The sequence below is a fragment of the uncultured Streptococcus sp. genome (assembly GCF_963456385.1).
In the GTDB taxonomy this organism is placed as follows: domain Bacteria; phylum Bacillota; class Bacilli; order Lactobacillales; family Streptococcaceae; genus Streptococcus.
The window spans coordinates 24,050-44,299 of the sequence record NZ_CAUOLF010000018.1 but is presented as its reverse complement, the minus strand read 5'-3'; the positions used below and the strand labels follow the sequence as shown (position 1 = coordinate 44,299).

The 20,250-nt window shown below is 44.7% G+C and carries 17 protein-coding genes; 9 read left to right on the top strand and 8 right to left on the bottom strand.

What is annotated here, in order from left to right; translation table 11 throughout:
- Positions 1 to 78: 78 nt before the first annotated feature.
- Positions 79 to 750, top strand: a complete 672-nt coding sequence (locus tag RP262_RS08260) for a hypothetical protein (protein ID WP_009659644.1) — start codon at positions 79 to 81, stop codon at positions 748 to 750.
- A gap of 114 nt (positions 751 to 864) precedes the next feature.
- Here the strand turns inward: RP262_RS08260 and RP262_RS08255 are convergent, their stop codons facing one another.
- Positions 865 to 1,737, bottom strand: a complete 873-nt coding sequence (locus RP262_RS08255) for a helix-turn-helix domain-containing protein (RefSeq protein ID WP_268682007.1) — start codon at positions 1,735 to 1,737, stop codon at positions 865 to 867.
- 105 nt (positions 1,738 to 1,842) lie between these two features.
- On the opposite strand from RP262_RS08255, the gene RP262_RS08250 reads away from it, so the two are divergent.
- Both RP262_RS08250 and RP262_RS08245 read left to right on the top strand, forming a co-directional pair.
- Entirely contained in the window at positions 1,843 to 3,057 is a 1,215-nt protein-coding gene (locus tag RP262_RS08250) for a glycoside hydrolase family 1 protein (protein WP_311154834.1), read from the top strand.
- A gap of 272 nt (positions 3,058 to 3,329) precedes the next feature.
- The gene (locus RP262_RS08245; protein ID WP_311154833.1) at positions 3,330 to 5,459 is read left to right on the top strand and encodes a transglutaminase-like domain-containing protein; all 2,130 of its coding nucleotides are present in this window, start codon (positions 3,330 to 3,332) and stop codon (positions 5,457 to 5,459) included.
- Positions 5,460 to 5,564: 105 nt separating this feature from the next.
- On the opposite strand, the gene RP262_RS08240 is transcribed toward RP262_RS08245, so the two are convergent.
- The 3 genes from RP262_RS08240 to RP262_RS08230 all read right to left on the bottom strand — a co-directional run bounded on the left by RP262_RS08240 (position 5,565) and on the right by RP262_RS08230 (position 9,383).
- Positions 5,565 to 7,289 (bottom strand): ABC transporter permease/substrate binding protein, encoded by a 1,725-nt coding sequence (locus RP262_RS08240; protein WP_311154832.1) that lies wholly within the window; start codon positions 7,287 to 7,289, stop codon positions 5,565 to 5,567.
- A gap of 14 nt (positions 7,290 to 7,303) precedes the next feature.
- Positions 7,304 to 8,494 carry a glycine betaine/L-proline ABC transporter ATP-binding protein gene (locus tag RP262_RS08235; protein ID WP_311154831.1) on the bottom strand — a complete coding sequence of 397 codons (1,191 nt, stop codon included), beginning with the start codon at positions 8,492 to 8,494 and terminating at the stop codon, positions 7,304 to 7,306.
- 247 nt (positions 8,495 to 8,741) lie between these two features.
- Positions 8,742 to 9,383 (bottom strand): GntR family transcriptional regulator, encoded by a 642-nt coding sequence (locus tag RP262_RS08230; protein ID WP_311154830.1) that lies wholly within the window; start codon positions 9,381 to 9,383, stop codon positions 8,742 to 8,744.
- 180 nt (positions 9,384 to 9,563) lie between these two features.
- On the opposite strand from RP262_RS08230, the gene RP262_RS08225 reads away from it, so the two are divergent.
- The 5 genes from RP262_RS08225 to RP262_RS08205 all read left to right on the top strand — a co-directional run bounded on the left by RP262_RS08225 (position 9,564) and on the right by RP262_RS08205 (position 15,314).
- Complete coding sequence (locus RP262_RS08225; protein ID WP_311154829.1) at positions 9,564 to 11,258, top strand: MutS-related protein; 1,695 nt, start codon at positions 9,564 to 9,566, stop codon at positions 11,256 to 11,258.
- Positions 11,236 to 12,093: a Cof-type HAD-IIB family hydrolase gene (locus RP262_RS08220; protein WP_311154828.1), complete on the top strand. Its 858-nt coding sequence runs from the start codon at positions 11,236 to 11,238 to the stop codon at positions 12,091 to 12,093. Before RP262_RS08225 ends, RP262_RS08220 begins: the two co-directional genes overlap by 23 nt.
- Positions 12,093 to 12,725, top strand: coding sequence for an SGNH/GDSL hydrolase family protein (locus RP262_RS08215; RefSeq protein WP_311154827.1), 633 nt, complete (start codon positions 12,093 to 12,095; stop codon positions 12,723 to 12,725). Before RP262_RS08220 ends, RP262_RS08215 begins: the two co-directional genes overlap by 1 nt.
- A gap of 311 nt (positions 12,726 to 13,036) precedes the next feature.
- A complete protein-coding gene (spxB, locus tag RP262_RS08210) occupies positions 13,037 to 14,812 on the top strand; it encodes a pyruvate oxidase (RefSeq protein WP_311154826.1) in 1,776 nt (591 codons plus the stop codon).
- A 154-nt stretch (positions 14,813 to 14,966) separates the two neighbouring features.
- The gene (locus RP262_RS08205; RefSeq protein WP_311154825.1) at positions 14,967 to 15,314 is read left to right on the top strand and encodes a VOC family protein; all 348 of its coding nucleotides are present in this window, start codon (positions 14,967 to 14,969) and stop codon (positions 15,312 to 15,314) included.
- Positions 15,315 to 15,449: 135 nt separating this feature from the next.
- Here RP262_RS08205 and RP262_RS08200 read toward each other — a convergent pair whose 3' ends face one another.
- From RP262_RS08200 to RP262_RS08185, 4 genes are all read right to left on the bottom strand, one after another.
- Positions 15,450 to 16,325 carry a cysteine ABC transporter substrate-binding protein gene (locus tag RP262_RS08200; RefSeq protein ID WP_311154824.1) on the bottom strand — a complete coding sequence of 292 codons (876 nt, stop codon included), beginning with the start codon at positions 16,323 to 16,325 and terminating at the stop codon, positions 15,450 to 15,452.
- Positions 16,326 to 16,413: 88 nt separating this feature from the next.
- Positions 16,414 to 17,163, bottom strand: a complete 750-nt coding sequence (locus tag RP262_RS08195; protein ID WP_002907267.1) for an amino acid ABC transporter ATP-binding protein — start codon at positions 17,161 to 17,163, stop codon at positions 16,414 to 16,416.
- A gap of 8 nt (positions 17,164 to 17,171) precedes the next feature.
- A complete protein-coding gene (locus RP262_RS08190) occupies positions 17,172 to 17,849 on the bottom strand; it encodes an amino acid ABC transporter permease (RefSeq protein ID WP_002911195.1) in 678 nt (225 codons plus the stop codon).
- Positions 17,809 to 18,489 carry an amino acid ABC transporter permease gene (locus tag RP262_RS08185; RefSeq protein ID WP_002911196.1) on the bottom strand — a complete coding sequence of 227 codons (681 nt, stop codon included), beginning with the start codon at positions 18,487 to 18,489 and terminating at the stop codon, positions 17,809 to 17,811. The genes RP262_RS08190 and RP262_RS08185 overlap by 41 nt, the downstream gene beginning before the upstream one ends.
- Before the next feature lie 263 nt (positions 18,490 to 18,752).
- Here RP262_RS08185 and RP262_RS08180 point away from each other — a divergent pair, with 263 nt between their 5' ends.
- On the top strand, positions 18,753 to 20,192 hold the full coding sequence (locus RP262_RS08180) for a 6-phospho-beta-glucosidase (RefSeq protein ID WP_311154823.1): 1,440 nt from the start codon (positions 18,753 to 18,755) through the stop codon (positions 20,190 to 20,192).
- Positions 20,193 to 20,250 lie beyond the last annotated feature (58 nt).

The window sequence follows — 20,250 nt, the reverse complement described above, 5'->3', positions numbered from 1 at the left end:
ATGATTGGATGATGGGAACTAACTTTATCCTTGTTTGTTGAAGTTAAATATTGATTGAAAATTAAAGAAAGGCGAAATATGAACTTTTTTGAACAACTTTTTCTTTTAATAGACTTTTTAATTCACTTTTTACCGCTCTTGTTTATCTTTGTTGTTTTTATAGTTTCATGGATAGTTTATATCTGTATAAAGAAACCTTTCTACAAAAGCATTTATGGGAAAGTGATTAGTCTACTCTTTTTGGGAACCTTGATTTGGAATCTGGTTTATTTTGGCGAAGAAGATCATGGCGGCTCTTACCAATTAGTAAAATTAAAACCAGGCGAAGCTGTTTATGTAAAGATTAAAAAGCCTTATCTTGACCTAATAAAGGGTTCAGGAGTCAGTGTTTTAAAATTTAAAGATAAAACAGATGGGAAAATTAGAATTTATGATTCTTATTTGAGAGAGCAGATAGATGAAAATGAGTATATCTATGATGCAGAAAAAAAGTCTGTTCACTACTATAATGAAAAGGATGGGGGGATAACAATCCCAAACGAACAGGCTTTATCCGATTTAGGTGTTGAGTTTAACGAAAGCTATAGCATTGATGTCAACTTTACCCAAAATAGAGCGTTTGTTTTTAGTGTAAGCGACAGTGATCAAGATATCACTGTCCAAAACGAATCAGATAAACCCATATCTTTTTATGTCAAAGCCTATCACAGAGTCTATGGCTCAGAAGGTAGGGACCGAGATATAGAATAATATCTTACAAAACACGTTGCTATTTCTGTCTTTCTTTGAAATCAGCATAAAAAACGAATACCCTCAACTTATTTTGATTAGCAGGTATTCGTTTTTTATTTTCTATTTAGAGCTTCATTTCTTCCGATACTGGCTTGGTGTCATTTGGTAGTATTTTTTAAACTGGCGGTTGAAGTTGGACAGGTTATTAAAGCCTGCTTGGCTGGAGATTTCCAGTACAGAGAGGTTAGAGTGCTGCAGGAGTTCGGCTGCCTTGCGCAGGCGGAATTGGATTAGGTACTCAATGCAGGAAACGCCTAGATGCTTCTTGAAGAAGTTCATGAAATGGGTGGAGCTGTAGCCACAGATGCCAGCCAGTTGGTCAATATTCAGGTCTTCTTGGTAGTGGGCATTGATGTAGTCAATGATGGAGCGGATTTTTTCTTCCTTGCGGTAGCCTTCTGGTGATAGGTCTTTGGAAATGACATAGCCGTTCTCAAAGAGTAGGTAGAAGAGCTGGTTGAGCTGGGCTTTGAGCTGAAACTCGTAGTGAGATTTGCGGAAATAGCCTGTTTCCATAGCTGCTAAGAGGCACTGGCGAATCTCCGCATAGGCTGTATCATTGGGCTTGATCACATGAGTCAAGTCCAGCTGACCATTGTAGAGGGGCTGCAGATAGTTGATGCTGGCTTGGTCCATGGCAGAGTAGCCCATCAGATCCAGATGGAAATTAATGGCGTCCATATAATGGCGCTCGTCGTTGATGGGGTGAATGGAGTGCAGGGCATTGGGGCGAATCAGGATAATATCACCTTTTTCGCTGTTAAAGTAGTCGTAGTCAATATGAAATTGTGCTTTTCCTTCGTGGACATAAATCATTTCAACATCGGTATGCCAGTGGAAAAGAATATCTGGATGACCATTCTCAGTGATGGTGCGGGTCAGAGAATAAGGGGTTCCTTGGTTTTTAAAAACGGTATTTTTATGTAGTTGGCCTAAATCAATCATGGGGACACTCTTTCATAGAATAGTACAATTTATTAAGATAATTGTGTTAGAAAATATGTTTGACAACTATTATAATATAAATATAAAAAAAACGAAAGCGAGAAAATGCAAATGGGTAAATTTCCGCAGAATTTCCTCTGGGGCGGTGCAACTGCAGCCAACCAGTATGAAGGTGCCTATAATCTGGATGGAAAAGGCCTGTCTGTTCAGGATGTGACTCCAAAAGGCGGAGTGCCAGCCAAGCCAGATGACCGCAATCCTTTGATTACCGAGGGGCCGACACCAGATAATCTCAAGCTGCAAGGGATTGATTTCTATCATCGCTATAAGGAGGACATTGCCCTCTTTGCGGAGATGGGATTCAAGGTCTACCGGACTTCCATTGCCTGGTCTCGGATTTTCCCAAATGGAGACGAGCAAGAGCCCAATGAAGCTGGTCTGCAATTCTATGACAATCTTTTTGATGAACTGGCCAAATATGGCATTGAGCCGCTGATTACCTTGTCTCACTATGAAACGCCCCTGTACTTGGCGCGTCAATACAATGGCTGGGCCAACCGCGATTTAATTGGCTTCTACGAGCGCTATGTTCGCACGGTTTTTACACGCTACAAGGATAAGGTCAAGTATTGGCTGACCTTTAATGAAATCAACTCTGTTCTCCATGCGCCCTTTATGAGCGGAGGCATTGCCACGCCAGCTGAAGAACTATCCAAGCAGGACCTCTATCAAGCAGTTCATCATGAGCTGGTGGCTTCTGCCTTAGCAACGAAGATCGGTCATGAGATTAATCCTGATTTTAAGATTGGCTGTATGGTTCTCGCCATGCCGGCTTATCCCATGACGCCTAAGCCTGAAGATGTGCTGGCAGCTCGGGAATTTGAAAATCAAAACTACCTCTTCTCTGATATTCATGCGCGTGGAAAATACCCTGCCTATATCAATCGTTTCTTCAAGGAGAATGGGATTGAGATTCAGTTTGCGCCGGGTGACAAAGAGCTTTTAGCTGAAAATACTGTAGACTTTATTTCCTTCTCTTACTATATGAGTGTGGTTGCGGCTCATAATCCAGAGAATTATTCTTCCGGCCGAGGCAATCTTTTAGGTGGCCTCCTAAATCCTCATCTGGCTAGCTCAGAATGGGGCTGGCAGATTGACCTAGTCTCAGCCAGCACTGCAGAACTCAGCAAGCGCTATGGCTTTATCTACGTTGACCGCAACGATGACGGCAGCGGAACTCTAGCCCGCTACAAGAAAAAATCTTTTGATTGGTACAAAGAAGTCATTGCGACGAATGGTGAAAGTCTTTATCAGGATTGAATGACTTAAACAAAATAGAATGGCTCCTTATAAAATAAACCAAGTCCTATCTGGCTTGGTTTTTCTATATTTTAAGCTGAGAATTGCTTAAAGCCTCTTGAATTTAAAAGCAACTAGAGGAAAAGCAGTGTTTTGAGGAAAGCTGTCTCTATAAAAAAGTAAGAATTTATTCTCAAAATTGCAGACATATGAATCCGTTTACAAAAAACAAAGACGCCTCAAATAAAATATGGTATAATATGTTAAGAATATCTATTTCAGGAGGGAAAATCATGAGTAGGAAAATCCGTTTCATTTCTCTGCTTACTCTGTTGATTTGTTTTCTGATGGGCTGCAGTCTTTTTCAAAAGAAAGGTGGAGGTCCGGGAGAGCAAGGCGGCCAATTTTCGGAAAGTGTTCGTAAGCTGAGAGAAAAATACAGCAAAAATACTCCTTATGATGTACAAGAAAAGGTCATTCAGATCAAGGAGAATGAGCCTATTACCTTTCCGACAGAGGTACAAAAGCCTAACGATTTTGAGACAATGCCACATGAAGGACAGACTGAGTTGATTTCTTCTTTTGAAATTTATGGGGACAGCAACTTACGAGCTATTTTAGGGGGTGACTTTAAGATGAATGATAAGCGGCAGATAGTGATTGAGCCAGCTTATCATTTCTCTGCGACTAGAGTGGAGGCAGATGGAGAGCATACGGAATATGGTCTAGCCAAGCAAGGTGAGAGCTGGGGTGTTTTTGATACGCTCTATTTGCTGCAACGGGATGATGAGCGCACAGGTAAAAAGCTTAAAAAGCCAAAACTTTGGATCGTTAAGATAGATAAGAAAGGGCGCGACAAGCTAGCTCTGAAGACCAAGAGCAGTCTTCTCGGGGATGGTCGCTTGCAGCTGGAATGGACGGAAGTACCGGGAGCAGACTCTTATTCCATTATAAAAAGAGAGTATGTGACCATGCCTGGCAGTGATACCAAGACAGGTCTTTATAACTATAAAGAGGTCGATCGGGTCACTTCGACAGTGTATCGGACAGATTTGCCTACCCACTATGATAGCCGCAACGGCGGCCGTTCTGGTGATGATCCGATACTTGCCAGACAACGGTTGCTGCAGGCTTACGACCAGGATTACAGTAAGAAAACGGTTGAGAAAAAGCCTTATGAACTCCTTGTTGTTCCCCTCAAAGACAAAGAAGCTTTAGGCACTATCAGTAATCCTATCTCATCTGATAGCTTTGCGAAATTGATGCCGAATCAAATCGATTTTCGGACTTTTTCTGACCAGGTTTCCGCCCTACGGCAGAAGGGAAACATTCCTGAAGAAGCACCACTGCAGATGATGGATGGTCAGATTCAGAACTTTCCAATCGTCTATGAAAAAATTGAAAAAGAAGGCCGGGATGTCAGATGTCTGGTCTCTATCAAGGGCATGCCTACTGTCAAAACGGACTTTTTCATTGAACAGGCCAGTGTAGAAGAAGTCCAGCCTGTTGTAGATAAGCATAATGAAAAGGTCAATAAAGAGGAAAGCAAGTCTGGTGTTTCAGAGAAATATATCAGCGTAGAGCAGGCTGACTTGGATCTCAAGGGTAAAACAGTCGTTCATGATGTTAGTGATATTGAGGAAAGAGTGGCAGCCAGAAGTGCAGCGCAGGAATATTTTGCCAAGGCCCTTCTGTCCGATGCAGAATATGTTGATTACAGTGAGTTTCCAGAGCTGAGCGAAGGAGATATCAGTGAATTGCTTCACGATGTTTTAGAGCAAAATCCAGTCATTCAGCAGGGAGTAGTTCCTGCCATTGATGCTAAGCAACATGTGGTAAGTTTTAAATATGATGCTGATGAAACAGCCAAATATAAGAAGGCCCGCAAAAAAGTCAAAGAGATTGTTAAAGACATCATCAAAGACCAGATGAGCGACCGAGAAAAGATTGAGGCAATTAATCAGTATTTAATTGAGCATATTAGCTATGATAAGGCTGCTTACCAAGGCTTTTTGAATTACAAAACATCTATTGAGAATAAAGAATCAGAAGAGGCTATTTCAAAAGCGTTTAAGGATATGCAGGACGGTATTCGCAAGTATGAATCTAGTTTTGATATTACTGGTCCGCTATTTGAGGGTAAGGGAGTCTGTCAAGCTTATGCTGTAACCTTCCAGGCTCTTGCTCAGGAAGCTGGTCTCGAAACCATGTATGTGAGTGGAAATACAGATGATTTTGACCCGCATGCTTGGAACTTCGCAAAAGTAGATGGTCAGTGGCTGGCTTTAGATGTTACCTGGAATGACTCTGATGGAGACAGCAATAAAACAGAAAATGAATACTTGCTATTGGCCATGGATAATCCACTCTACGCACAGAGCCACTATGCCTTTGACAGATACGAAGATGCTATTAAAGAATGATGATCCAAATAGAAGCAATCTTTAAAAGATGCCTAAGTCTTGTAAGACAAGGAAGAAGCCAATCAAAAACCCTGAGATAACAGTATCTCAGGGTTTTCTATACTTTTATTTCTTCCAGCTTTCGACTTCTTTTTGGTGGTTTTTGATCCACTCCTTGGCTGCAGCTTCTGGTGAGCTACCTTCGTTAATCTTAAGCATGACTTCTTCCATGTCCTTTTGGGTCCAGTTGAAGTTATTCAGGACCTTATTGACTTCTGGTAAGTCCTTGTCTAGATTTTTTCGGGTAATAGTGTGGATAGCTTCCTTGCCGCCCATGGTTCCCTTAGGATCCTTGAGGTATTTGAGGTCGTATTTGGAGAACATCCAGTGAGGTGACCAGCCAGTTACGATGATATCTTCTTTATTCTTAATAGCCTGATCCAGAGCAGTGGTCATGGCTCCTGTTGAGGAAGAAGAAAGATTCCAGCCACTGAGATTGCTGTATTCTTGCATAGTCTTCTCAGTCGCGGTCATGATACCAGCGCCGGGCTCAATACCTGTGATGGTTTTCTTGGCTTGGTCTGACAGGTCTTCGATGGAGTCAGCATCCATATAACTTGGTACGACTAGCCCTGTCTTAACGCCCTCAAGGTTTGGCCCCAAGTCCACTAGCTTGTCCTTGTACTCCTCATAGAGAGCAGCATGGGTAGTCGGCAACCAGGCAGAAACCATAGCATCAGCTTCGCCATTAGCAACGGACTTCCACATAACGGCATTGTCCAGCGGTGTGATGGTGACATCGTAGCCCATTTCCTTGAGAGCTTCTGCTACGACATTGGTTGAGGCAACTTCGGAGTCCCATTCAACATAGGCAAGATTGACCTTTTCTTTTTTGTTTTGCTGAAGCTTGGTCGCTTGATTTCCGACAAAGGCTGTCAGGATGACAGCGGCCAGAGCTGACCAGAGCATAATCTTCTTGCGTTTTTCCTTGGCAGTGACCGGTGATTTTTTAGCCAGAGGCTGGTTGAGCTTCTGGGTCAGGCGGTCAATGATAATGGCCAGGATAACCAGAGATACCCCATTGACAAAGCCGGAACCGATGTCGGCATGCTGCAGGGCAGAGAGAACGCCGCGGCCCAGTCCTGGCGCCCCAATCATAGAGGCGGTAACGACCATTGAAAGAGCCAGCATGATGGTCTGATTGACCCCAGCTAGGATGGTATTTTTAGCCAGAGGCAGCTCGACTTTGAAGAGCTTCTGCTTGCCAGTGCCCCCGAAGGAGTCTGACGCTTCAATCAGCTCGGTCGGAATCTGACGAATGGCTAGATTGGTAAAGCGGACAGTCGGTGGCAGGGCAAAGATGACAGAGGCAAAGACCCCAGGCACCATACCGATACCGAAGAAGGCCACGGCCGGTATCAGGTAGACAAAGGCCGGCATGGTCTGCATAAAGTCCAGCAAGGGCTTGATAACTGCTTCGACGCGGTTGCTCTTAGCCATCCAAATCCCCAGTGGAATCCCGATGATAATGGAAATGACACTGGAGACGATGACCAAGGTCACAGTGTTCATAAGATTTTCCCAGAGGCCTTGGTTGTAAACAAAGAGCAGGCCTAGGAAGGTGAGCAGGGGCAGCCCCAACTTACGCTTGGAAATCAAATAGGTAAAAATAGTGATGACTGCGATAAAGAGCAGGGGCGGAATGAAGAGCAGGGTATCTGTCATTCCATTCATGATGGCATTTCCGATAGCCTGAAGGACCGAGAAAAGTCCGGAGAAAGTATCGGTTACCCAGTTAGTAAAGGCCTCAACCCATTGAGAAACGGGGATTGGCTGTTGTAAAATATTCAAAATGCGAACCTCCCTTATTCTTCAGATTCAGTAGTATTGGCCAAGGCTTCGATGACCCGACCTTTGATAATAACGCCGACTAGTTTGTCCTTATCATCTACAACGGCCAGAGGCGCTGATGAATCGTAAATTAGCGGGAAAATATCAGTAATCAGGGTTTCCTGAGTGACCTTGCGGACGTTCTTATCAATCACTTCCGCCAGTGCTTGATGCTCCTTACGGGCATCGCGGGCGGCTTCGGCAGTCAGACTGCCCTTGAGGCGGCGCTTCCTATCCACAGCCAGTAGCATACTGACATCTTCTTTTTTCATCCGATTAAGAGCCACTGTTGGTCCGTCGATGTCAATGTTGGTGGTCAGTGGCGTTGTCATGATATTCTGTGCAGTCAAGACCTTGGAGCGGTCCACATCCTCAACGAACTCTCGAACGAAGTCATTGGCTGGATTGGTCAAGATTTCCTCGCCGGTACCAATCTGCATAATCTGACCGTCAGCCATAATGGCAATACGGTCACCGATACGCAGGGCCTCATTGAGATCGTGGGTGATAAAGATAATGGTACGTTCATGCTCTGCCTGCAGATCCAGTAACTCATCCTGCATTTCTCGGCGGATGAGGGGGTCTAGAGCTGAGAAGGCCTCGTCCATGAGCAGAATATCAGGATTGTTGGCCAAAGCTCGAGCTAAGCCAACCCGCTGCTGCATCCCACCCGAGAGCTGATCGGGGTATTGGTCCTTGAAGGACAGGAGACCGGCATTGTCTAGAGCTTGTTCAGCTAGGCGCGTGCGCTCTTCCTTATCAACACCTCGAACTTCCAGACCGAACTCAGTATTTTCCAGAATGGTCCGATGTGGAAAGAGGCCGAAGTTCTGAAAGACCATATTGAGCTTGTGGCGGCGAACGTCACGCAGCTCTTCTTCGTTCATCTTAGCCACATCCTGGCCGTCGATGTAAATGTCGCCTGATGTCGGGTCAATCAATCGGTTGAGCAGGCGGATAAGGGTAGACTTCCCACTACCGGACAGTCCCATGATGACAAAAATTTCTCCGGTCTGAACCTCAAAGTTCACATCGTAAACTCCGACAGTAGCACCGGTTTTTTCTAAAATTTCCGTTTTGCTTTTGGCTTGCTGCACCATTTCCAGTGCCTGCTTTTGCCTTTTCCCGAAAATTTTAGTCAAATGTTTTACTTCTAGTTTATTCAACGTATTTCTCCTTTTGCACAAGTGACTACATGTTTATTTTATAGAGTTGTCACTCAAAAGACCATCACAGTATAACATCGTGTGGTCACTTTGTCAAACCCAAAAGACTGTCAGACCGGCCTTTTTCGACTATTATAAAAAAGGGAGGGTGATTTTCTAGAATATTTCTGAAAGTAGCAAAAAGCTTGTCAGACAGCGGATTCGCCTGTCTATTCTGTTTTTTGACAAAGAAAAAACAAGTACTGTTTCACTTGTTTGTTTCAATTTCATTAAAAAATAAATTATGCATCAAACCGACTGATAATTCGTTGCCAACAAAATAGATGGTATTGTCGGCTTCCAGCTTGGTATAAGGACCAGGCGAGATTAGGAGTTGGTCTCCCTGCTGGACTGCGACAATGGTAGCGCCAGTCGAGTGCCAGATATTGAGCTCATTGATAGATTTTCCTAGGTTAATGGCGTCTGCTGAGAGCTGGAACTCGTAGGGATTGAAAGGGAAACGCTGCTGGACATCTTTAGTTCGGCTGAGAAGCTGATTAAGCAACTGGGAAAAGTTGGCAAATTCTTCCTCTTGGCGCTGGATGCTCTGGTGGAGCTTGCTTTTGAGATCCTGCAGAGAGTTGACATCTTTATAGGTCTCAAGAAACTGCTGGGCTTTTTCCTTGGAGGAAATGAAGGCCCCGCTGCCGTGGCGGACTTCCATGATTTCTAGATCTACCAGCACATTGATAGCCTTGCGGGCTGTCTCAGGGGAGACATTGAAGTTGCTGGCTAGGGTAGAGCGGGCATAGATCTTGCTGCCGATGGGATATTTGCCGTCAACAATTCGCTCGGCAATAGCGACGGCAATCTGCTGGTAGCGTGGGAATGCGACTTCTTTTTTGCTCATGAGGACCTCCAATTTTACGACAGGAATATAGCTATGATTATAATATAAAACTGGAAGATTGAAAAGTGGCCTTTGTAAAATCGACCGTCTTAATCATCTCTTCTTGCCTTTCTTTTTACTTTTTTAAGTAGTATAATATGTCTAAAAGTCAGAGGTTTTCTGGAAGGGGTGAGGACATTTATGTCACAATTTATCTTGGTATTACTGGTTTTTTTGGCGGTACTAGTGCTTGTCATAGTCTCTGCTATTCGGAGAAAGCTTCGCTTTAAGAAGCGTTTAGCTGCTGCTTGGGGAAGTCGTGAGCGGGTGGATTGCCGGCCAGACAGTGAGTCCAGTCTATATGAGTCTTTTTTGCTAGACGAAGAAGCTGGAACCTATGATAGTCTGGTGGACGACCAGACTTGGGGAGATTTGGACTTTTTTGATACTTTTCAGGATATTGATACAGCAGCTCAATCCAGTCTAGGTTCAGAGTACCTTTACAGCAAACTCCGCCTGCTTCATTTCGAGGCAGATCAAGAATTTGATGATTTGCAGTCCTATTTAGCCCAGCATCCAGAGGTGCGCATTCAGCTGCAGCTGCTTTTTTCTGAGATTGGCAAGAAAAATCACAATCAAGCCAAGAAACTGATCTATAAACCAGCTCAAGCTAATTACAGGGGAAGTTTTTACCTGTTTTTGGCTCTGATTCCGCTACTCTCTCCTTTCCTCTATTTTATAAATCCTAGTCTGGGATACATAGTTCCCATCACCAGCATGGCCTTTAATATTGTTTACTCCATGGCCACGCGCTGGTCTCTCGAGATGAAGTTGGACAGCATGAGCTATCTGGTACGGATCTTCTATATTGGTAAAAAAATCGCCCGCCTGCCCTTGCCCCAGCAAGCTGCCCTGAAAGAAGCGTTGGCTTCTTTCAGCCGAATAAAGCTTTTTGGAGAAGTCTTTCGGCCCCAGTCGGGTGCCTCTGAGCTGGAGATTTTCTATCTCTATATCAACTCCGTCTTGCTGATACCTCAGTTGGCTCAGGCCTATATCTCAAATCGTCTGGTCAAGGCCAATCAACAGGCTAGGCAAGTGCTGGAGATTCTAGGTCGCTTAGAGGCAGCGATTGCTGTACTTAACTACAAGGAAAGCCTGCCAATTTATGCGAAACCTAGCTTTAAAAGCTCAGCTGGGATGAAGGGTAAGGGTCTCTATCACCCACTCTTAGAGCGACCTGTCAGCAATGATTTGGACTTTTCTAAGAATATGATGATTAGTGGCGATAATGCTTCTGGGAAATCGACTTACCTGAGAATAGCAGCTATCAATGCTATCTTGGCTCAGGGGCTAGGCTTTGCTTGTGCCGAGAGCTTGACCTTGCAGCATGGTCATGTCTTGAGCTCAATGGATGTGACCGATGACATCGGCTCAGGGGATAGTTACTTTATCGCCGAGAGTAGGGCTATTGAGCGCATAATAGATTCCTTGGAAGAAGAGGGCTTGCACTACTTTTTCATCGATGAGCTTTTTAAGGGAACCAATACTGTTGAGCGGATAGGTGCAGGTCTGGCAATCATTGATTGGCTTGCTCAGAAACCCTGTCTTTACATGATTTCGAGCCATGATGTGGAATTGGTAGCAGCCTCTGGTCAGCTCAATGCTCAATATCACTTTGACAGTCAATATATAGCAGGAGAGATTGTCTTTGATTATAAGATTAAGCAAGGCAGCGCTTTGACCAAGAATGCGGTTAACACTCTAGAGAGCCTGAACTATCCAGAAGAGATTACGGATACAGCTAGGGAGATAATCACAGCCTATGAATCCAGCGGTGATTGGAGCTTGCTGGAAAAGGGGCAATCTAAATTGGATGCTAAAGATAGAAATGGATAAAAGAATGAGTATAAAGATGATAGCGACAGACATGGATGGAACCTTGCTGGACGGACAGGGACAGCTAGATTTGCCGCGTCTGGCTACTATTTTAGATGAGCTGGAGAAGAGAAACATTCGCTTTGTAGTGGCTACTGGCAATGAAATTCCACGAATGCGCCTGCTATTGGGAGATTTGGTAGAACGCATGACCTTAGTAGTCGCTAATGGAGCTCGGATTTTTGAAAAGAATCAGCTAAGCATGAGCAGTTTCTGGGAAGACGGATTGATTAGGGATGCGCTGGATTACTTTGCGGGTCGTGAAAGAGAGCTTCAGCTGGTTGTGACCTCCGAAAAAGGTGGCTTTGTACTGGAAGGAACAGAGTTTCCCTTGATTGAAAAAGTCATGACCAAGGAAATGGCTGAGCTCTTCTACAAGCGGATGAACTTTTTACCTAGCCTTCAGGATTATCCCTTTGACAAGGTCTTGAAAATGAGTATGATGGTAGAAGAGGCTGCAGCAGCAGAGCATGCTCGTCAGATCAATCATCGCTTTGAGGGTCGCCTCAGTGCAGTTGCCAGTGGTTACGGTGCGATTGACATCCTCCAAGATGGGATGCACAAGGCTTGGGGTTTGCAGCAGCTGATGGATAAGTGGCAGATTCAAAGCTCAGAAATCATGGCCTTTGGCGATAGCGAAAATGACATAGAAATGCTGGAATTAGCTGGTATGTCTTACGCTATGGAGAATGGCGACGAGCGGGTCAAAAAGGTAGTAGATTACCTGGCGCCAGCCAATACAGAAGCCGGTGTTTTACAGGTGCTTGAGAAATACTTAGAAGAGGAAAGGGAATAATGGCAGTACAATTACTAGAAGAATGGCTTCTCAAGGAGCAGGAAAAATTGCAGCAAAACTACAGAGAACTCAATCAACTCTCTGTCAAGGAGCCAGACATCATCTTTATCGGAGACTCCATCGTGGAATACTATCCGCTCCAGGAGCTCTTGCAGACGGATAAAAGACTGATCAACCGTGGCATTCGGGGCTATAAGACTGATTTGCTTTTAGAAAGCCTAGATGCCCATCTCTTTGGGCAGGCGCTGGATAAGGTTTTTATCCTGATAGGTACCAATGACATTGGCAAGGAGATGCCTCAGACAGAAACGCTGGCCAATTTAGAAGCCGTTATTCAGGAGATTTCTCGTGACTATCCCCTGGCTCAGATCCAGTTGCTGTCGGTCCTTCCCGTCAATGAAGCGCCAGTCTATAAAGGCACCGTCTTCGTTCGCAGCAACGAAAAGATTCAGGCTCTCAATCAAGCCTATTGCCAGCTGGCTAACGCCTACATGAATGTCCAGTTTATCGATCTCTACGATGCTTTTCTAGATGAGGAAGGTCAGCTGCGCCCAGATTATACAACTGACGGCCTCCATCTGACCATTGCTGGCTATGTAGCCTTGTCCAAGGTTTTGCAGAAATATTTGTAGTTTCTTCGAAAAAATACAGCTCTGTTTTTCGAGAACAGAGCCTTTTTTATTTTCCTAAACTTACAAAAGTTTTCTGTGAATGATGCATGATTTCAAAGGGATTATGAAAATTATTATAAAACACATTGGACTTTGTGAAAAAAATTAGGGCTTTGTGTTATGTAATAGTTCTATATCATCTTTGAGCATATTCTTATACAAGAGCGGAAAAACATGATAAATTGATAGAGTAAAGTTTCTTGAAGCGTTTTCATTCACAAATGGAAATGTTTTCAACAACTGAAAATTTATTTTATTGAAGGGGAGTTATTATGACTCAAGGAAAAATTACTGCATCTGCAGCAATGCTCAACGTATTGAAAACATGGGGCGTAGATACCATCTACGGTATCCCATCAGGAACACTCAGCTCGCTCATGGATGCTTTAGCTGAAGACAAAGACATCCGTTTCTTGCAAGTTCGCCACGAAGAAACTGGTGCTCTTGCAGCGGTCATGCAAGCTAAATTTGGCGGCTCAATCGGGGTTGCAGTTGGTTCAGGTGGTCCAGGTGCGACTCACTTGATTAACGGTGTTTACGATGCAGCTATGGACAACACTCCATTCCTTGCTATCCTTGGATCACGTCCAGTTAACGAACTCAACATGGATGCCTTCCAAGAATTTAACCAAAACCCAATGTACAACGGTATCGCTGTCTACAACAAACGTGTAGCTTACGCTGAGCAATTGCCAAAAGTGATCGACGAAGCTTGCCGTGCTGCAGTTTCTAAAAAAGGTCCAGCTGTTGTTGAAATTCCAGTAAACTTCGGTTTCCAAGAAATCGACGAAAACTCATACTACGGTTCAGGTTCATACGAACGTTCATTCATTGCTCCTGCTTTGAACGAAGTTGAAATCGACAAAGCTGTTGAAATCTTGAACAATGCTGAGCGTCCAGTTATCTACGCTGGTTACGGTGGTGTCAAAGCTGGTGAAGTGATTACTGAATTGTCACGTAAAATCAAAGCACCAATCATCACAACTGGTAAAAACTTTGAAGCTTTTGAATGGAACTATGAAGGTTTGACAGGTTCTGCTTACCGTGTTGGTTGGAAACCAGCCAACGAAGTGGTCTTTGAAGCAGACACAGTTCTTTTCCTTGGTTCAAACTTCCCATTTGCTGAAGTTTACGAAGCCTTCAAGAACACTGAAAAATTCATCCAAGTCGATATCGACCCATACAAACTTGGTAAACGTCATGCCCTTGATGCTTCTATCCTTGGTGATGCAGGTCAAGCAGCTAAAGCAATCCTTGACAAAGTAAACCCAGTAGAATCTACTCCATGGTGGCGTGCAAACGTGAAGAACAACCAAAACTGGCGTGATTACATGAACAAACTCGAAGGTAAAACTGAGGGTGAGTTGCAATTGTACCAAGTTTACAATGCAGTTAACAAATACGCAGATCAAGACGCTATCTACTCAATCGACGTAGGTAACACAACTCAAACATCTACTCGTCACCTTCACATGACTCCTAAGAACATGTGGCGTACATCTCCACTCTTTGCGACAATGGGGATTGCCCTTCCTGGTGGTATTGCTGCTAAGAAAGACAACCCAGACCGCCAAGTATGGAACATCATGGGTGACGGTGCATTCAACATGTGCTACCCAGACGTGATCACGAACGTTCAATACAACCTTCCAGTTATCAACCTTGTCTTCTCAAACGCTGAGTATGCCTTCATCAAGAACAAATACGAAGACACAAACAAACACTTGTTTGGTGTTGACTTCCCTAACGCTGACTACGCGAAAATCGCAGAAGCACAAGGTGCCGTTGGATTTACAGTAGACCGTATCGAAGACATCGACGCAGTTGTTGCTGAAGCTGTGAAGCTCAACAAAGAAGGTAAAACTGTTGTTATTGATGCCCGCATCACGCAACATCGTCCACTTCCAGTAGAAGTACTTGAACTCGATCCAAAACTTCACTCAGAAGAAGCAATCAAAGCTTTCAAGGAAAAATACGAAGCAGAAGAACTCGTACCATTCCGCCTCTTCTTGGAAGAAGAAGGATTGCAATCACGCGCAATTAAATAATTCCTCTCGTCGAAAATCAAATGTAAACTGTGTCATCTTCACCTTGCCGTACCCTGGTACTGCCTGCGGTTCGATGTCTTGTTTATAACTTGATTTTCTTAGAGTGGAACTTAAAAAGATCGGAGCAATCCGGTCTTTTTATGGAGGATAACAAATGAATTTAAATCAATTAGATATTATCGTTTCAAATGTTCCACAAGTCTGTGCTGAATTGGAGCGTATTTTGGATAAAAAGTCAGACTATGTTGACGACAGTTTTGCACAGTTCACTATTGGCAGTCACTGTCTCATGTTGTCCCAAAATCATTTGATTCCTTTAGAAAATTTTCAGTCAGGAATTATTCTTCACATCGAGGTAGAAGATGTAGACCAGAATTACCAACGATTGAAAGAGCTTGGTGCCGAGATTTTACACGATCCAGCTGTAACTGATTGGGGAACAGAATCCCTGCTAGTTAAAGGACCTGCTGGTCTAGTGATTGATTTTTATCGAATGAAATAGGCCAGTTTAAATAGAAAAAACGCATAAAATCAACTGATTACAAAAGTGTTGATTTTATGCGTTTTTATGTGAACTATTATTATATTTCGGCTAGAAATTAAGTTTTGTCCAACTTCTTGCTCTATATCAGCAGGGTTATTTAACTTCTCCGCCTTCAACAACTAGGTCATCAGCCTTAGCAGCTTCGCCGTATGTTGGGTGGAGAGTTTCTTCATAGGCCTTGTGGAAGAAGTTTTCTTTGCCAAGTTTCTTGATTTCTTCGTTAATGTAGTTGAGCAGCTCGGTATTGCCTTTCTGCACAGCTGGGGCAATGGTGTCTGGATCACCTAGCGAAGTGATGCCAACTTCAAAGCCTTTGTTTTCCAGCGCCCAGGCTAGGACTTCAGTATTGTCCGTAGAAAAGGCATCGCCACGGCCGTCCAGCAGGGCTTGGTAAGCATCGCTGTACTGATCATACTTTTGCAGCTTGATATTCGGATAGTTCTTTTCAAAGTAGGTTTCAGCTGTGGTTCCTTTGGTGATGATCAGGGTCTTACCTTCCAACTGCTCAGGCTTGGTGATAACTGAGCCTTTTGGTGATACAACTCCGAGAGATACTTTCATGTAGGGCAGGGCGAAGTCAACTTGTTTTTTCCGCTCGTCTGTGACAGTGAAGTTGGCTAGGGTAATATCGACCTTGTTGGAGATTAAGTATTCCGCTCGGTTAGCAGCATCTACAGGCACGTACTCTGGCTTAACACCCAAATCTTTGGCTAGTTGGTCGCCCAGATAAATGTCATATCCTTGATATTTTCCGTTGTTATCTACATAACCGAACGGTTTCTTGTCACTGAAAACCGCGATACGAAGCTTACCGCTCTTTTTAATTTCCTCAAGACTGCGGGCCTTGACTGTTTTGCTGGAAGCTGCGTCTTTGTTACCAGCATCTTTCTTGCTGGAAGTTCCGCAAGCGACAAGGAAGAAAGCCAGAGTAAGGGTTGTTAAAGCAAAGATTGTTTTAGATAATTTCATAGGAGACTCCTTTATAAGATATGGGAATGTGAAGAAAACACAGAGCTACCAAAGAGCAGCCACATCAGTGGTGGGGTAGGCATAGCCGTCAGCCTAGATGGCTGAAGTCAAAGACATTGAGAAATTCCTGGGCTCGCTGGGTTTTGGGTTGGCTGAAGAACTGCTGGGCGGTATTTTCCTCGAGGATACCACCTTGGTCCATGAAGATGATCCGATCGGCAATGGCGCGGGCGAACTGCATTTCGTGGGTCACAATCAGCATGGTCCGGCCTTCCTCGGCTAGGTCATTAATAAGCTCTAGCACTTCACGGACCATCTCGGGATCCAGCGAAGCAGTCACCTCATCAAAAAGGATGATTTCCGGGTGCATGAGGAGCGAACGGACGATTGCCACCCGCTGCTTTTGGCCGCCAGACAGTTGGCGAGCAAAACTGTGCTTTTTATCCGCCAGGCCGACCCGCTCTAGCAGACTTTCAGCTTCCTTGATGACCTCGTCCTTCTTGCGCCCCTGAGCCTTTATGGGACCAAGAATTAGATTTTGCAGGACATCCAGATGGGGGAAGAGCTCATAGCTTTGAAAGACCATGCCAATCTTCTGACGAACGAGATGGAAGTCCTTTTTCTGGCTGAGGATGGACTGGCCGTCTAGTAAAATATCACCAGATTGGATGCTTTCAAGACCGTTGATACAGCGAAGCAGGGTCGACTTGCCGCAGCCAGATGATCCTAGGATGACCACGACCTCTCCTTTTTGGACAGAGAGGGACAGGCCTTTAAGGATGGCATTGCTGCCGAAAGACTTGCGAATGTCCCGTAATTCTAAAATGATTTCCGACATGGTGTCCGTTACTCCTTCCAGATGGTTTCCAAATAAGAGGACAGCTTAGAAATAGGAAAGCAGACTGCGAAGTAAAGCAGCAGAATGCAGCCATAAATCCAAAAAGCAGCAGAAGGGATAGACAGACGATTGCTGTCAATGATCTGCTGGCCGACCTTGACGACCTCGATGACTCCGATAAGGACGATGAGTGAGGTTGTCTTAATCATCCGCGTGATTAGATTAATCGCTTGTGGCAAAAGCCGTCGCAGTACCTGCGGGATGATAATGTAAACATAGAGCTGGCGCTGCGACAGTCCCAATGCCTGACCGCTCTCAAACTGATGCTTGGGCAGGGAAGTAATGGCACCCCGTACCAAGTCACCCATCTCCGCCGTTCCCCAAAGAGAGAAGACGATGATGGCTGAAAGCTCACCAGAGATATTGATGTCGAAGTTTCTGGCTAGGCCAAAGTAAACCAGAAAGAGCAGAACCAGCTGGGGCATGACGCGGATAAACTCTAGATAGGCTCTGGACAGAAAGCGCACGACTTTTGACTGCGAGGTCATGATGATGCCAAAAATAGTCCCCAAGATAAGGGAGATGATGACCGAGAGAATGGAAATACCAATGGTAACGCCCAGCCCCTGTAAGATACGTAAGAAATTATTCCCCTGAAAGAGAACTTGAATGCCCGAATCCTGCACGCCGCAGCCTCCTTTCTATCCAACTAAAGCCAAGTGAAATTGGCAGCAAAATAATCAGATAAGCAATGACCAACATGAGCAGAGCTGTATCTGTCTCGTAGTAAAGGCCAATCAAGTCCTTAGCTACAAACATTAGGTCTGCTAAGGCAACAGCTGAAAATACTGAGGTTTCCTTGATTAAAAAGATGACATTGGCACTAAAGGAAGGCAGGGCAATAGCTGCAGCCTGAGGCAGGATGACATAGTAGAAGACTTGTACTGGTCGTAGGCCGATAGAGAGTCCGACTTCCCTCTGCGTTTGGCTGACTGCTTCTAGGCCGCTTCGGAAAGACTCAGCCATGTAGGAACCGCCCAGAAAGATTAGCCCAATCGTCGCACAAGCCTCAGAGGATAGAACGAGTCCAACACGAGGCAAGCCAAAGTAGAGAAAGAAAAGCTGCAGCAACAGCGGGGTATTGCGGGAAAACTCGATATAGGCAGTTGCTAGCGGCTTCAAAATTGGAACCTTGTAAAAGCGAATCAGACTGACTAAGAATCCGACGGCAATTGATCCCAAAATCCCCCAAAAGGCGATGAACATGGTTAAAAGAAAGGCCTCTTGATAGAGGGGATAGTAATCACTGACGACGTCCCAGTTCACGGCTCTCACTCCTTAAACACTTGATGTTCCTAGTGTAGCATAGATAACAGACCTTTAGTAATATGTATTTTTTATCGCACTGATAAGGAAAATCTATCACTGGTCTGACGAGAAATGCCAGATTGGGAATTTGTTATTTCAGCTGTGAAATCAATCGGTCATAGAATAATATTATTATTCGACATTATGTTATAAGTTTTTTAGATTTTACTTTGTTATACTATAAAGTATAGAAAATCTTTTATCTTACTAAGGAGGAAGATATGACTGAAAAATTGACTTTTCCTGATGGTTTCTTGTGGGGCGGAGCGACAGCTGCCAACCAGTGCGAAGGCGCTTATGATGCGGATGGTCGCGGGCTGGCTAATGTAGATGTGGTGCCGATTGGTGAGGACCGTCTGGCCATCATCACGGGTAAGAAAAAGATGTTTGACTTTGAGGAAGGCTATTTCTACCCAGCCAAGGAAGCTATTGACATGTACCATCGCTTCAAGGAGGACATTGCTCTCTTTGGTGAGATGGGCTTTAAGACCTATCGTCTGTCCATTGCTTGGAGCAGGATTTTTCCTAAGGGGGATGAGCTGGAGCCCAATGAAGCTGGCTTGAAATTTTACGAAGACCTCTTTAAGGAATGCCACAAGTATGGCATTGAGCCCTTGGTGACCATTACTCACTTTGACTGTCCCATGCACTTGATTGAGCAATATGGTGGTTGGCGGAGTCGTAAGATGCTGGAATTTTACGAGCGTCTCTGCCGCACTCTCTTCACTCGCTACAAGGGCTTGGTCAAGTACTGGCTGACCTTCAATGAAATTAATATGATTCTGCATGCACCATTTATGGGGGCGGGGCTCTGCTTTGAAGAAGGCGAAAATGAGGAGCAGGTCAAATATCAAGCAGCCCATCATGAGCTGGTCGCGTCAGCCATTGCTACCAAGCTGGCTCATGAGATTGACCCGGAAAACAAGGTCGGCTGTATGCTAGCGGCGGGTCCATACTATCCCAATACAGCTCATCCAGCTGACTATTGGGCGGCCATGCAGGAAGATAGAGAAAACTATTTCTTCATTGATGTGCAGGCGCGTGGCGAATATCCTCATTACGCCAAGAAAGCTTGGGAGCGCGAGGGCATCACTGTCGAAATGACAGAAGAAGACTTGCAGCTGCTTAAGGAACATACGGTGGACTTCATTTCCTTCTCTTACTACTCTAGCCGGGTGGCTTCGGGCGACCCTAAGGTCAATGAACTGACCGAGGGCAATATCTTTGCTTCTCTCAAGAACCCTTATTTGGAAGCTTCTGAGTGGGGCTGGCAGATTGATCCTCTGGGCTTGCGCATTACGTTAAATACCATCTGGGATCGCTATCAAAAGCCCATGTTTATCGTGGAAAATGGTCTGGGCGCAGTGGATACTCCAGATGAAAATGGCTATGTGGCTGATGATTACCGGATTGACTATCTGGCGGCCCATGTCAAGGCTATGCGGGAAGCCATCAATGAAGACGGTGTGGTGCTTTGGGGCTACACGACCTGGGGCTGTATTGATTTAGTATCAGCCGGCACTGGCGAGATGAAGAAGCGCTACGGCTTTATCTATGTGGACCGGGACAATGAAGGAAAGGGAACGCTCAAACGTTCCAAGAAGAAATCCTTTGGCTGGTACAAGGAAGTCATCGCGACTAACGGATCATCTGTGAAATAGGAAAAAGGCTGAGATATGAATGTCTCAGCCTTTTTTAAGGATGTATTTTTAATAGGAA

Coding starts and splice junctions, on each gene's coding strand:
- RP262_RS08220 (WP_311154828.1), top strand. CDS start 11,236: ATGCTAAAGATAGAAATGGATAAAAGAATGAGTATAAAGATGATAGCG.
- RP262_RS08180 (WP_311154823.1), top strand. CDS start 18,753: ATGACTGAAAAATTGACTTTTCCTGATGGTTTCTTGTGGGGCGGAGCG.
- RP262_RS08200 (WP_311154824.1), bottom strand. CDS start 16,325: ATGAAATTATCTAAAACAATCTTTGCTTTAACAACCCTTACTCTGGCT.
- RP262_RS08230 (WP_311154830.1), bottom strand. CDS start 9,383: ATGAGCAAAAAAGAAGTCGCATTCCCACGCTACCAGCAGATTGCCGTC.
- RP262_RS08255 (WP_268682007.1), bottom strand. CDS start 1,737: ATGATTGATTTAGGCCAACTACATAAAAATACCGTTTTTAAAAACCAA.
- RP262_RS08245 (WP_311154833.1), top strand. CDS start 3,330: ATGAGTAGGAAAATCCGTTTCATTTCTCTGCTTACTCTGTTGATTTGT.
- spxB (WP_311154826.1), top strand. CDS start 13,037: ATGACTCAAGGAAAAATTACTGCATCTGCAGCAATGCTCAACGTATTG.
- RP262_RS08215 (WP_311154827.1), top strand. CDS start 12,093: ATGGCAGTACAATTACTAGAAGAATGGCTTCTCAAGGAGCAGGAAAAA.
- RP262_RS08195 (WP_002907267.1), bottom strand. CDS start 17,163: ATGTCGGAAATCATTTTAGAATTACGGGACATTCGCAAGTCTTTCGGC.
- RP262_RS08225 (WP_311154829.1), top strand. CDS start 9,564: ATGTCACAATTTATCTTGGTATTACTGGTTTTTTTGGCGGTACTAGTG.
- RP262_RS08260 (WP_009659644.1), top strand. CDS start 79: ATGAACTTTTTTGAACAACTTTTTCTTTTAATAGACTTTTTAATTCAC.
- RP262_RS08205 (WP_311154825.1), top strand. CDS start 14,967: ATGAATTTAAATCAATTAGATATTATCGTTTCAAATGTTCCACAAGTC.
- RP262_RS08250 (WP_311154834.1), top strand. CDS start 1,843: ATGCAAATGGGTAAATTTCCGCAGAATTTCCTCTGGGGCGGTGCAACT.